The 14,159-nt window shown below is 62.9% G+C and carries 5 protein-coding genes; 4 read left to right on the plus strand and 1 reads right to left on the minus strand.

Annotation, left to right across the window (positions count from 1 at the left end; genetic code table 11):
• Window positions 1-93: 93 nt before the first annotated feature.
• The 4 genes from AC5P7E_RS02065 to AC5P7E_RS02080 all read left to right on the plus strand — a co-directional run bounded on the left by AC5P7E_RS02065 (window position 94) and on the right by AC5P7E_RS02080 (window position 10,944).
• A complete protein-coding gene (locus tag AC5P7E_RS02065; protein ID WP_114618690.1) occupies window positions 94-2,916 on the plus strand; it encodes a TonB-dependent receptor domain-containing protein in 2,823 nt (940 codons plus the stop codon).
• 404 nt (window positions 2,917-3,320) lie between these two features.
• Window positions 3,321-6,407, plus strand: a complete 3,087-nt coding sequence (locus AC5P7E_RS02070; protein ID WP_005414103.1) for a TonB-dependent receptor — start codon at window positions 3,321-3,323, stop codon at window positions 6,405-6,407.
• 202 nt (window positions 6,408-6,609) lie between these two features.
• Window positions 6,610-8,712, plus strand: a complete 2,103-nt coding sequence (locus AC5P7E_RS02075) for a M13 family metallopeptidase (protein WP_111197747.1) — start codon at window positions 6,610-6,612, stop codon at window positions 8,710-8,712.
• A 222-nt stretch (window positions 8,713-8,934) separates the two neighbouring features.
• Window positions 8,935-10,944, plus strand: a complete 2,010-nt coding sequence (locus AC5P7E_RS02080) for a M13 family metallopeptidase (protein ID WP_049459372.1) — start codon at window positions 8,935-8,937, stop codon at window positions 10,942-10,944.
• A 130-nt stretch (window positions 10,945-11,074) separates the two neighbouring features.
• Here the strand turns inward: AC5P7E_RS02080 and AC5P7E_RS02085 are convergent, their stop codons facing one another.
• Window positions 11,075-14,098 (minus strand): TonB-dependent receptor, encoded by a 3,024-nt coding sequence (locus tag AC5P7E_RS02085; RefSeq protein WP_005410506.1) that lies wholly within the window; start codon window positions 14,096-14,098, stop codon window positions 11,075-11,077.
• Between the last annotated feature and the right edge of the window lie 61 nt (window positions 14,099-14,159).

Raw genomic sequence — 14,159 nt, forward strand, 5'->3', positions numbered from 1 at the left:
CACGCCGCCAAACCGCATAGGCAAGGCAGCTGAACAGAATCGAAATCCCAGGAAAGGGATACACGCGTCATCACGATCACACGGAGTAATCGCATGTCTCGTCGTCGCTTCGCATTCTCGCACCACCCGCTCACCCACGCCGTCGCCTGCGGCTTGTTGCTGGCCGGCAGCAGCGCCACCGTACTCGCCCAGGACAGCAGCAAGGCCGCGACCAACCTCGACCGGGTCACGGTCACCGGCTCGCTGATCCCGCAGACGCAGATCGAAAACCAGACGCCGGTGCTGACCATCAGCGCCGAGGCGATTCAGGCGCGCGGTTTCTCCAGCGTTGCCGAAGTGTTGCAGCAGTCCTCGTTGACCACCGGCGGCCTGCAAGGCGGCCAGACCTCGGCATCCTTCACCCAGGGTGCTGAAGCGGCTGGCATGTTCGGCTTGAACCCGGGCTACACCAAGTACCTGATCAACGGCCGCCCGATGCTCTCGTATCCGGCGCTGTACAACGGCAGCGACGCGTTCAACAACATCAGCGGCATCCCCATCGACATCGTCGACCGCATCGAGGTGCTGCCGGGTGGCCAGTCATCCCTGTACGGTTCGGACGCGATCGCCGGCGTGGTCAACATCATCCTCAAGGAACGCATGGACGGCGGCACGCTGAACGTGCGCGGCGGCGCCTATTCCGATGGCGGTGGCGCCAGCTTCCGCGTGAGCGGCGCCAATGGCTTCAACAGCAAGGACGATCGCTTCCGCGCCCTGGTCAATGTGCAGTATGAAAAGACCAACCCGATCTGGGGTTACCAGCGCGACATCACCAAGCAGAACAATCCGCATGGCTACACGCGCCAGCTGCCCTCGAACGACTTCCTGGTCTTCGACGCGGATACCAATGATTTCCTGATGATGGATCCGAACAACTGCGCCGGCGTTTCCGGCCAGTTCGGCGGCACCACCATCCTCGGTACGCGCCGCGCTGGACAATCCTGCGGCTCCGCGTTCGGTGCGGGTTACAAGACGATCAAGAACAGCAAGGAAAGCAGCCAGTTCTATTCGTCGCTGACCTACGATGTGAATGACAACCTGCAGCTGTTCGGCGATGTCCTCTACAGCTACGAAACCGTCAAGTACAACACCGGTGCCGGCTACAACTACTGGGGCACGGACATCAGCATGGGTCCGTTCTTCGATCAGTCCAGTGGTCGCTATCTGGGGCTGCAACGCGTGTTCGCACCCGAAGACATCGGCGGCATCGGCTACCGCGACATCATGAATACCGACCGCAGCAAGTCCTATCAGGTCACGCTCGGTGCACGCGGCGCGATCGGCAGCAACTGGGACTACGAGGCCAGCGTCACCCGCGGCGAGTACAAGCTCAACGAGCGTGGCTATGCACGCTGGAACGACCCGATCAACAACTGGTTCGCCGACAACGTGCTGGGACCGGTGCTGGGCCAGACCGACGACGGCTACAACATCTACAACCCGAACTGGGGTGCTTTCTATTCCCAGCTGCCGCAAGGGGCCTTCCAGAGCTTCACCGGCTTCACCACCAGCCGCAGCCGCACCTGGCAGACCCAGACCCGCGCGCAGATCACCAACAGCTCGCTGTTCAAGCTGCCCGGTGGCGACGCCGGCTTTGCCGCCGTGGTTGAAGGCGGCAGCGAAGGGTGGAACTACATGCCGGACGTGCGCCTGACCGACGGCACAGTGTTCGGTACCACCTCGGTGGCGGGCAACGGCCATCGCAGCAACTACGCTGTCACCAGCGAACTGCGTCTGCCGTTGCATGACATGCTGACGGTCACCGCTTCCGGCCGCTACGACAACTTCAAGATCGCCGGCCATACCGTAGACAAGCCCACCTACAGCATCGGCCTCGAGTTCCGCCCCTTCGAAAGCCTGCTGGTCCGCGGCAAGTACGGCACCGCGTTCCGCGCCCCGTCCCTGCCCGATGCCTTCCAGGGCAAGAGCGGCTACTACGCCAATGGGTCCAAGGATTACTACCGCTGTGGCCAGCTCGGGTTCGATCCGTCCAACACGGTCGACTGCCGCTACGGCAGCGTGTCGGTGTTCGGCACCCAGTCGGGCAATCCGGAGCTGAAGCCGATTACCGCCGATGTGTGGAACGCGGGCCTGGTGTGGGCGCCGATCAACAACCTGTCGGTGTCCCTGGACTACTACAACTGGAAGATCAAGAACGAGGTCAACACCCTCAGCTCCGACCAGTTGCTGCTCGCCGAGTACTACTGCCGCAACGGCCTGACCAACACCGCTGGCGCCACCTGCGAGGAAGTGGCCAACTGGGTCACCCGTGATGCCACCGGCGCGCTGGAGGAGATCTACACGCCGAAGCTGAACGTGGCACGGCAGAACCTTGAGGCGGTCACTGCCAGCTTCAAGTACGTGCAGGACATCGGTCGCTTCGGTTCGCTGCAGTTCTCCAGCAACTACACCAACATGCTCAAGCGTGAACTGCAGCCGCAGCTCAACGACCCGTTCCTGGATCTGCTGGGCAACCCGTACGCAATGTGGGTGTACGACTCCTACGCCAAGGTCCGGGCTGACGGCTCGATCGGCTGGGCGATCGACAAGTTCACCACCACGCTGTATTTCAATTACATCGGCCGCACGCCGAACTACCTGTCCTACCTGGGCCGTGGCTATGACTATGTCGATCCGACGTCCGGCTACAAGGCTGGCAAGTGGGGCTCTTACACGACGTACAACCTGAGCGTGAACTACCGCGCGATGGACAACCTGACGTTCTCGCTGATGGTCAACAACCTGTTCAACAAGGTGCCGGACAACCAGCAGCACTCCTACGCGGGCAACATCGACGTGCCGTACAACAACTCGCTCTACAACGCCTACGGGCGCGCTATCTACGTCCAGGCCCAGTACGACTTCGGCAGGAAGTAAGCACAGCCAAACGCACATGGAAGCAGAGGCCCCGCTCCGGCGGGGCTTTTTTTTGCCTGCGTGGGTCTTCCACCGCTTCTCTCCGGATGCTGCGCGTCGGTGACCATCCTTGATCGTTCGCGGCTGGATTCATGAATGTCAGAAAAATATGACAATTCCACCTCATGCAGCGATCGCGCCACCCATCACATGACAATGATTTTAGATGTATTTTCGCAGAACTTAGCTTCAATATTGCGTTTTTTTACCAACTCGGAGTTTTTCCAAGTCTTGTCACCTAAAAAATTTCATTCAGGATTCATTGCATTTTTGTTCACGAGGCATTTATAAATGAGGCACGCCGTTTGTGACCGCATTCCTGTTTGGCCACGAGGCGCACCCACTACACCCCGGAGAGAGTCCTGATGCAAACGAAGTTCTGGCGCCGCGCGGCGCTGGCTACCGCCCTGTCTGGTTGCCTTTTCTCGATCGCCCACGCTCAGTCCGTGACCGGTTACATCTACGGCCAGGCGCCGGCCGGCGCGGGTTCGAGCGTGGTTGTCCGCAACCTGGGGACCGGCGCCACGCGCACCCTGCCGGTTGATGCCAATGGTCGTTACCGCGTGTCCGACCTGCCCAACGGCCGCTACTCGGTGGAACTGCGCCGTGACGGCGCCACGGTCACGACACAGAATGACGTGGCGGTCAACATCGCCTCCGGCACCGAGGTCTCCTTCGCCGGCGGCAAGGCGACTGATCTGGACGGCATCGTGGTGCGCGCCGCGTCGATGGCATCGATCGACGTTTCGCAGGTCGATACCCGGACCGTCTTCAGCTACGAAGACCTGCGCAGCCTTCCGCTGCCGCGCGACATCACTGCTGTTGCCCTGCTGGCACCCGGTGCGATCGCCAGCAACAGCTACAGCGGCGTACCCAGCTTCGGCGGTTCTGCTGCGTCGGAGAATGCCTATTACATCAACGGCTTTGCGGTAACCAACCCGCTGACCAGCATCGGCTCGACCACACTGCCCTTTGAGGCCATCGCCCAGGAACAGGTCCTCACCGGCGGCTATGGCGCGGACTTTGGGCGCTCCACCGGTGGCGTGGTCAACATCGTGACCCGTCGCGGCACCAACGAATGGAAGGCCGGTGCGTACGAGATCTGGAGCCCGGAATCGCTGCGCGCATCTCCGCGCAACATGTATTACGCCAACACCGGCCACTTCACCGCCAATGATCCGCGCGGCGCGGCTTACCAGACCGATGGCAAGCTGTATCAGTACCGCAACAAGAACAACTCCTGGCAGAACACCACCGGTGCCTATGTCGGCGGCCCGATCGTCCAGGACAAGCTGTTCTTCTTCGTCAACGGCGAGTTCACCAAGACTGACGGCACCAGCGCCCGCTACGCGACCAACACCAGCCCGGCCAACCTGACCCGCGGTTGGAACGAGTACACCTATGAATATCCGCGCTGGACGGCGAAGATCGACTGGAACATCACCGACAACCACGTCATCGAGCTGACAGGTGTGTCTGACGTTACCAAGTACGACGCCGAGTACTACTCGTTCGACTACAACAAGTTCACACATGGCGACGTGCAGACCGGCGGCATCAGCACCAAGGAAGACTCCAAACTCTACATCGGCAAGTACACCGGCTACCTGACCGACAACCTGACCCTGTCGGCGCTGTACGGTCGCCAGAAGATCGAACACTCGCAGGGCCTGTACAACTACGACGCAAGCTGCCCGTACATCAGTGCCGGAACCACTGCACGCGTGCCGGGCCTGAACTACAGCGGCTGCCAGAGCACGACCTCGCTGGTCAACGCCGACGGCGCCTTCGACGAGACCAAGGGCGGGCGTATCGACCTGACCTGGCGTCTGGGCAACCATGAACTCCGCTTCGGCTTCGACCGCCAGGATGCAGAGTCGCTGACCGGCACCGAGTATCCGGGCGGCTACGGCTGGATCTATCGTCGCTCCACCAACCCGAACACCCCGATCGATGCATCGCACGGCGTGAGCTCGGCAGCTTCCGGTGGCGGCCTGGGCGCACAGGGCTACTACGTCTATCGCCTGTACAGCACCAAGCTGGCACAGCCGAAGACCGAGCAGGCCTCGCAGTACATCGAAGACCGCTGGCAGGTTTCGGACAACGTTTTGCTATCGCTGGGTCTGCGCAACGAACAGTTCACCAACTACACCGGCACGGGCGAGAAGTATGCGAGCCAGAAGACGCAGCTGGCACCGCGTCTGGGCGTGGCCTGGGACGTTCATGGCGACTCGTCGCTGAAGTTGTTCGCCAATGCCGGTCGCTACCACCTGGCCATGCCGAACAACGTGGCAGTGCGTGCAGCCTCCGGCTCGCTCAACACCAACGAGTACTTCACCTACACCGGCGTCGATCCGACCACCGGTGCACCGACGGGGCTCAATTCCATTCCGGTCGATGCCTCGAAGGGGTACCTGTGCCCGGGCACCAACGCTGTCGCCAGCAACCTGGAATGCGGCAGTGCGCCGAATCCGCGCACCTTGGCCGCAGTGGACATGAAGTCGCACTACCAGGACGAGTACATCATTGGCATGGAGCAGCAGCTTGCGGCTGATACCGTCTGGGGCGCGAAGTTCACCTACCGCGAACTGAAGAGCGCGATCGACGACACCTGCACCCCCGCGCTGGGCGGCGCATGCTTCCTGTTCAACCCCGGCGTGGGCAACACCTTCTGGGAAGAACAGGCCGATGGCAGCTACGAGAAGGTGCACTATTCGGCAGCTGACCTTGGCCTGCCCAAGCTCAAGCGCAAGTACTACGCGCTGGACCTGTTCCTGGAGAAGCGTACGGACAACTGGTACGGCAAGGTCATGTACACCTTCAGCCGCAACTACGGCAATACCGAAGGCCAGCTGAACTCCGACCTGGATACCGGTACCGGTGGCCAGGAAGATGTGTCGGTCACCCAGGACTGGGATCTGCCGCAGCTGATGCAGGGCGCCAATGGGCTGCTGCCGAACCACCGTGGCCATGTGCTCAAGGCGTTCGGCTACATGAAGCTGACCCCCGAGTGGCGCGTGGGTGGCAGCCTGACCGTTGCCGAAGGTCGTCCGAACAACTGCACCAGCATGTACCCGACCCCAGACAAGGGCCTCTACGATGGCTCCTACTATTGGTACTGCGGCCTGCCGGGCAGCGGCACCACACCGGGCACGGCCGGTTACGTGCCGCCGTCGGCGGACTATGGTTCCTCGCCGCGCGGTTCGCACGGCAAGGCGCCGTGGCAGTTCAACCTGGGGCTGAATGTCGCGTACACGCCGGATTGGGCGAAGGGCCTGACCCTGCAGGCCGATGTGATCAACCTGCTGAATCGCCAGGTGGCTGGCAGCACGTACTCGCGTTACGCCGCCTCGCCGTACCGCGGCGCAGCGGACTACAACCCGGAGTACGGTCGTGACCTGAACTACTCGACCCCGCGCTACTTCCGCTTCACTGCCCGATACGATTTCTGATCATCCGGCAGCATCGTTGACCCGGAGGGCCCGTGCGATCCGCACGGGCCCTTCTTTTTTCCTTTCGTGGCGCGTCGCCGTCGGCCCCTTGCGCCCGGCCATGACCTTCGACACCCTTGCAGGGCAAGCCGGCGGCGTATCGTTCGGCCCACGGCCGTCCCTGCGGCCCTTCCCTGACTCACTCGGCCTGGAGGCCATCAAAGTGACCCGTACTCCCAAGATCGTGCTGCTGACCCTGGCCGTTTCGGCCGCGCTGGTTGGCTGCGGCAAGAACGAAACCCCGGCCAAGGACGCCACCGCCTCCACGCCGGCTGCGGCCGAAGCCACCCAGTACACCCTGGACGAGAGCAAGCTGCCGGCCTACAACGCCTTCCAGCCCAGCGACCTGGATGCCAGCAAGGACGCCTGCGGCGCCTTCGGCGACTACGTGAACAGCAAGTGGCTGGCCGCCAATGAAATCCCGGGCGACCGCACCAGCTGGGGCGCGTTCACCATCCTCGACGAGCGCTCGGTGGCCGTGCAGCACCAGCTGGCCGAACAGGTCGCGCAGGTGAAGACTCCGAACCACATCGAGAAGATCGTCGGCGACCTGTGGGCCACCGGCATGGACGAGGCCAAGATCAACGCCCAGGGCATCGAGCCGCTGAAGGCCGACCTGACCGCGATCGATGGCCTGCAGGACAAGGCGGCCATCGCCAACTACCTGCGCACCAGCGCCGCCAAGGGTGACAACGTCCTGTTCGGCTTCGGCGCCGAAGCCGACTTCAAGAACTCGGCCGTGAACATGGCCTACGCCAGCCAGGGCGGCCTGGGCCTGCCGGACAGCACCTACTACACCGATGCCAAGAACGCCGACAAGCTGAAGGCCTACCAGGCGCACGTCGCCAAGGTGCTGGAGTTGTCCGGCGTCGCTGCTGCCGACGCTGCCAAGCAGGCCGAGGACGTGGTCAAGTTCGAGACCCGCCTGGCCAAGGCGTCCAAGTCGCGCGTCGAACTGTCGCGCAACGTTGAGCTGTACTACAACCCGGTCACCGTGGCCGACGCGGACAAGCTGACCCCGAACTTCAGCTGGACCGAGTTCTTCAAGTCGCAGGGCGTGGCCGCACCGGAGAAGTTCTCGCTGGCCATGCCGGCCTTCCATGAGGAAGTGAGCAAGGCGCTGGGCGACACCGATCCGTCGGTGTGGCGCGCCTACCTGCGCTTCCACACCGTGGACAGCGCCTCGCCGTACCTGGCCGATGCCTTCGTGCAGGAGAACTACGAGTTCTACGGCAAGACCCTCAACGGCCAGAAGGAGCAGAAGCCGCGCTGGAAGCGTGTGCTGGGCACCATCGAGAATGACGCCGGTGAAGCCTTCGGCCAGCTGTACGTGAAGGTGGCCTTCTCGCCGGAAGCCAAGGCGAAGATGGAAGAACTGGTGAAGAACCTGGCCGCCTCGCTGAAGGACCGCATCCAGGGCCTGAGCTGGATGAGCGATGAAACCAAGGCCAAGGCCATCGCCAAGTGGGAAACCTTCACCCCGAAGATCGGCTACCCGGACAAGTGGCGTGACTGGTCGGGCCTGCAGACCCAGCGCGACAGCTTCCTGGGCAACGTGCGCGCGGCCAACGAATTCAACTACAAGTTCAACCTGTCCAAGATCGGCAAGCCGGTGGACAAGACCGAGTGGGGCATGACCCCGCAGACGGTCAACGCCTACTACAACCCGCTGCAGAACGAGATCGTGTTCCCGGCCGCCATCCTGCAGCCGCCGTTCTTTGATCCGAAGGCCGACGACGCACTGAACTACGGCGGCATCGGCGCGGTGATCGGCCACGAAATGACCCACGGTTACGACGACCAGGGCGCACGTTTCGGGCCGACCGGCAACATGGAAGACTGGTGGACCGCCGCTGACAAGAAGAACTTCGAAGGCCTGACCGGCAAGCTGGTCAAGCAGTTCGACCAGTACAAGGTCGACGGCCAGGCGGTGAACGGCCACCTGACCCTGGGTGAGAACATCGCCGACCTGGGCGGCCTGGCCACTGCTTACGATGCCCTGCAGAAGGCCAGCGCCGGCAAGGAAGACCCGAAGGTGGACGGCTTCACCCGCGACCAGCGCTTCTTCTTCAACTGGGCCACCGTGTGGCGCACCAAGTACACCCCGGAGAACGCCAAGGTCCGCCTGGCGACCGACCCGCACGCCCCGGCGCAGTTCCGCGCCATGGGTGCGCCGTCGAACCTGCCGACCTTCGCGGCCGCGTTCCAGTGCAAGGCCGGTTCGCCGATGGCCCGCAGCGGCGACCAGCAGGTGGTGATCTGGTAAGCCACGGCTGACGCCGCGGCAGACCTGCAGAGGCCCGGGAATTCCCGGGCCTTTGTTTTTCCGGGGTGTTTTTCATCCACGCATGGTGTGGATCCAATGATCTCGGCGCTCCCCGTTAGCGGCCGACCCTGGCCGGCGAAAGCAGCGTGATGCGTGCATGCCGCGTCGATGCACGGCTTGCTATAGTGCGCGCGCCCTCAATCCATCACGGATTCGTTCCACATGCCCAATTTCCGTCCGCTTGCCATCGCCCTGGGCATCAGCCTGGCGACCCTGGTCCCGACCCATGATGCGTTCGCCGCCGCCAAGAAGAAGGCCGCGCGCGCCCCGGCCGTCAGCGCCCAGTGCAGCGACTTCTATGACGCCACCAACGCAGGCTGGCTGAAGGCCAACCCGGTGCCACAGACCGGTGCCACCACCGCGCTGGGCCAGCTGGTCGACCGCAGCCGTCAGCAGCAGCGTGAACTGCTCGACGCAGCCATGAAGGCGCCGCAGGGCAACGTGCAGAAACTGCTGGGCGACTTCTGGGCCAGCGGCCTGGACGAAGCCGCCGTGGAAGCCGACGGATCCAATCCGATCGCCCCGCTGCTGACCCGCATCAACGCCATCAAGAAGGCCAAGGATGTGCCGGCCTCGATCGCCGCGTTGCACCAGGTCGGCATCCCGGTGGCCTTCAACTTCGGCCCGGACGTGGACCTGAAGGCGCTGGACCGCCACATCGGTTACTTCATGCAGGGCGGCATGGGCCTGCCGGACCCGGCGTTCTATACCCGCACCGACGCCGACACCGTGGCGCTGATGGGCCGCTACCGCAATTACGTCAAGCAGATCCTGGCACTGACCGGCACTCCGGCCGCCAAGCTGGATGCCGAGTCGCAATCGGTGATCGCACTGGAAACCGAACTGGCGCGCAACGCGCAGTCGCTGGCCGGCATCAACAACCCGTTCAACAACTACGCGCCGATCTCCACCAAGGAGCTCAACAGCCGCTACCGCAACCTGCAGCTGGATGCGTTCCTGAAGGCCCAGGGCGTGGATGACGACCTGGTCTCGCTGGCCGACCCGGGCCTGTTCAAGCAGCTCGACGGCATGGTCACCAAGCTCAAGCCGGACCAGTGGAAGGCCTACCTGCGCTGGCGCGTGGGCGACTCGATGGCGCCGTACCTGTCCAAGGCCTACCGCGACGCCGAATTCGAATTCCGTGGCCGCGTGCTGCGTGGCGAGACCCTGCCGCCGCAGCGCTGGGAAGACGTGCTGGAGGCGATCAACGTGGCCGCTGGCCCGATGGTCGGTCGCGAATACGCTGCCCGTTACCTGTCCGCCGAAGATCGTCGCCAGGCCGCATGGATCGTCGACAAGGTGCGCGAAGTGCAGATCGAAGCGGTCAAGAACAGCAGCTGGATGAGTGCCGAAGCCAAGACCGAAGCGCAGGCCAAGCTGGCCGCGCTGAAGATCGAGATCGGTACCCCGCTGCGTGATCTCGACTACAGCGTGCAGCCGATGGGCCGTGGTTCGTTTGGCGGCAACATGCTGATCGCTTCGACCTGGCGCCATCGCGAGGAAATGAAGCGCATCGGCAAGGGCAACGCCGACCGCCGCTGGGACGTGCTGCCGCAGCAGCCGTCGCTGGCCTACGATCTGGCGCAGAACCGCCTGATCGTCACCGCTGCGATCCTGCAGGGGCCGGTGTTCAACGCCAAGGCCGACGCTGCCGACAAGTTCGGCAGCTTCGGTGGCCTGGTCGGCCACGAGCTGACCCGTGCGATCGATGCCAAGGGCGCACTGGTCGATGCCAAGGGCGAACTGCGCAGCTGGTGGACGCCGGCCGACAAGACCGCCTGGACCCTGCTCGGCAACCGCGTCGCCGCGCAGTACGGCGCCTACGATTTCCCGGGCGTGAAGGGTGCCAAGGTCAACGGCACGCTCACCCAGGAAGAGAACCTGGCCGACATCGCCGGTCTGGAACTGGCCTGGGCCGCGTACACCGCGCAGGAGCCGAAGGCCAAGCAGGCACAGCAACAGGGCTTCTTCCGCGCCTGGTCGGCACTGTGGGCGCAGCAGCTGTCGCCGAACGAGGCCGTGCGTCGCCTGACCGCCGACATCCGTGCACCGGGCCTGTGGCGCAGCAACGGCACGCTGGCCAACCTGCCGGCGTTCGGTGCCACCTTCAGCTGCAAGGCCGGCCAGCCGATGCAGCGCAGCGAAGCCGAGCAGATCAAGGTCTGGCGCTGAGCCAACTGCTGCAACTGGTAATGCAGAGGGCGCCTTCGGGCGCCCTTTTTTCGCTTGGCGACCCAAAAAAGGGACCCCGGCATGGCCGGGGTCCAGGTCGTTTTCTGGAGAGATCGATCAGGTGCTGCGATCAGAAGTCGTAGGACGCACTGACACGAACCGAACGAGGCGCGCTGAAGTAGGTACCCATGCCGTAGGTGTTGGACACCGTGTAGGGGCCATCTTCATAGACCGCGTCAGACTGCACGGCGCGACGCTGGTTCAGCACATTGAAAACATCCAGGCTGAAAGCCAGCTTGTGATCGGCAAACGAAGGGCGATACATCACGCCCAGATCCAGGCGGGTCGTCCAGGGCTGCCGGCCGGCGTCACCCGGACGCGACGGCTTGCCACCGCAATAGTGATAGGCCGCGTCGTAGCCCAGCGGATCACTCTCATCGGTGCCGTAGTAGCCCAGGCAGCTCTTCGGCGCCCCCGACATGATCCGCAGGGTGGCCGACGCCGACCACTCGTCGTTGAACATATAGGCGCCATAGCCCTTCAGCTGGTGACGGCGGTCGTTCGCCAGATAGCCACCGGCGTATTCCATCAGTGCCGCGGCATCCCAGTCCTGGGTCTTGGAGACGTCATCCTGGCCGATATCCGACTTCACCTGGCCTTCGGTATTGCCGAAGCTGCGCGACCAGGTGTAATCCAGACGTCCGTACCACTTGTCGCTCAGCGGGTGCTCGATGAACAGATCGACGGCGATGTAGTCACGCTTGGCCTTCTTGTTGCCGTAACCCCAGTCGGCGGAGCTCATCTGCACCGGCGTGTAACCCGAGCCATCCGCGTGTCGGATCATGAAGGTGTTGGTCTTGCCCGGATTGAAGATCACACAGCCCGGGACATCGAGATTGCTGTCGTCGACGCCCATCGCGGCAAGCTTGTCGTGGATGCGATCGGAGTCACAGGTATCGTCGATGGCCGTCTGCAGGCGACGATAGGTGAACTTGGCACCGGAGCTCCAGCGCTCGCCCAGCGTCTTCTCGAAGCCAAGGATCAGCTCGTCCTGGTACTGCGACTTCAGGTCGGTCGGCGCAATCGACAACGGATCAGGGGTCTGGCCATATTCATTGTTGGCTGACACCGGGCCCGGGCCCAGAGCGGTCAACCCGGTCGGGTTGCCGTTGGCATCAATTCCGCTATAGGTGAAGTACTCGCGGGTGAACGTCGAGGCGGAAGCACCACGAATGGCAACGCTGTTGGGCAACGCCAGGTAGTAGCGGCCCAGGTTGGCGAACACCTTCAGCGACGAATCGCCAAACACATCCCAGCTCGCGCCCAGGCGCGGCGCCCACTGGTCACCGCTGTCGACGTAAGGCTTGGCCGCACTGTTGTAGTTGGTGAACTTGTCATTGCGGATGCCGAGGGTCACCAACCAGTTCGGCGTGACCTGCCAGCGGTCCTCCAGATAGTAGGCCTTCTGCTTGACCGACATGCTGGTGGTCGTGGAGAAGATGTACTTCTGCACGAAGTAGCCATTGCCGCCCGGCGGGGTGATATCAAAGCCCGGATTCGGCGACGAGGCCGGATCAACACGACCATAGATCCAGGCATACCCCGGCCCGGTCATCGCCTGACCTTCGTTATGCCCCTGGAAGTACATGTTATCGATACCACCGGTCAGCTCGTGGTTGCCGATGCGGTACTGCAGGTCTACACGCAGGCCTCGGGTCTTGCTGCCCGCATCTGACGACTTGGTATAGAGCGCCGACTGGTCGTTGCGGATGGGGCGGCCACCGGTAATGGACGGATCCTGATTGCCCGGGCTGCTGAGATAGGGGTTGGCCGTATCCAGCGGATTCGACTCCAGATTGCTCTCCTTGCTGCGACCCCATACCGCACTCAGGGTCAGGTCATCGTTCAGGTAGCCGGTGTACTTGAAGATGTCAAAGTCGTCCTTGAGCTTCGTGGTGTTCGGGAACGTGCCGGTGCGATCACCTTCGGCCAGGTCCTCGTAGTCGAACGATCGGTAGTAGCCACCGTTGCGATCGGTGTTCTGCACGCGGGTGTATTCCAGCGTATTGCTATCGTTGATGTTCCAGTCGATCTTTCCATAGAACTTCGGCGCATCAATGGTGTAGTGGTTGCGCACCTGCTGCGTTGCTGCAGAGCTGTTCGTGGACACACCTTCGGTGCGGTCCTTTTCCGCAGCCAAGTGAATGAACAGACGATCCTCGATCAGCGGGCCACTGGCATAGCCACTGTAGGTGGTACGCGTGGCGACATCGTCCTTGCGGTAGCGATAGAGCGAACCAGGCAACGAGTCATCGGTGTAGCTGTATCCATCTGGCAGCTGGCGATTGGGATAGATGACAGTGGCCGCAGAAGCCGACAGCGAGTCCGGGGCCCAGGTGGCCTGCACGCCGAAATGCCATTCATTGGTGCCGCGCTTGCCGAGCTGGTTGATCACACCACCGGTGGAGCGACCGTATCCCGCTCCGTAGCCGCCCATGAACGTTTCCTGCTGGTCGATCGACCCATAGGGCAGGCTGATACCACCCAGGTTGCTGAGCGGATTGTTGGCCAGGAAGCCATTCAGATAGTAGGCATTCTCAGTAACACTGGAACCACCGAAAGACAGCACCGAACGCGAGCCGTTGCTGAACGCGCCACTGCCTGCGACAACACCTGGCGCGAGCAATGCGATGGCTTCGGCGCTACGCCCCAGTGGCAACACATCCAGTTGCTCGGACGTAATGACCGACTTGGACACCGTATTGGTGACATCGATCTTCGGCACATTCGCCGCGACGACGTTCACGGCCTCCAGCGTGGTGGCGGCACTGCTGCCACCGGCAAACGACACCTCGGTGCCAACGCCGACCTTCAGCAGAACATTCTCGCGCTGATCGACGGTCTGGCCGTCACGCTGCTGGATGATGGTGTACTTGCCCACCGGCAACGAGCCGAGGTTGTAGCGGCCATTGCTGTCGACGGTCGCCGAGCGTTTCAGGCCCGTATCGCTCTGCACGACGATGGTCGTGCCGGCAGGCGCACTGCCGTACAACGAACCGGTCGTGCTCTGCGCGGCTGCGGCGCCGATGAAAGAAGTCAGGACGACCGCCAAGGCGGTACGCTTCAACCTTGCGACGTGCTTGCTGCTGGTCATGGAGTTTCCTTGATTCGGTGAAGATCAGGCTGCAGTTGCAGAATTGCTGCACGGAAGCGAC

Source organism: Stenotrophomonas sp. YJH_SMC_25 (assembly GCF_059369595.1).

Coding starts and splice junctions, on each gene's coding strand:
- AC5P7E_RS02070 (WP_005414103.1), top strand. CDS start 3,321: ATGCAAACGAAGTTCTGGCGCCGCGCGGCGCTGGCTACCGCCCTGTCT.
- AC5P7E_RS02065 (WP_114618690.1), top strand. CDS start 94: ATGTCTCGTCGTCGCTTCGCATTCTCGCACCACCCGCTCACCCACGCC.
- AC5P7E_RS02085 (WP_005410506.1), bottom strand. CDS start 14,098: ATGACCAGCAGCAAGCACGTCGCAAGGTTGAAGCGTACCGCCTTGGCG.
- AC5P7E_RS02080 (WP_049459372.1), top strand. CDS start 8,935: ATGCCCAATTTCCGTCCGCTTGCCATCGCCCTGGGCATCAGCCTGGCG.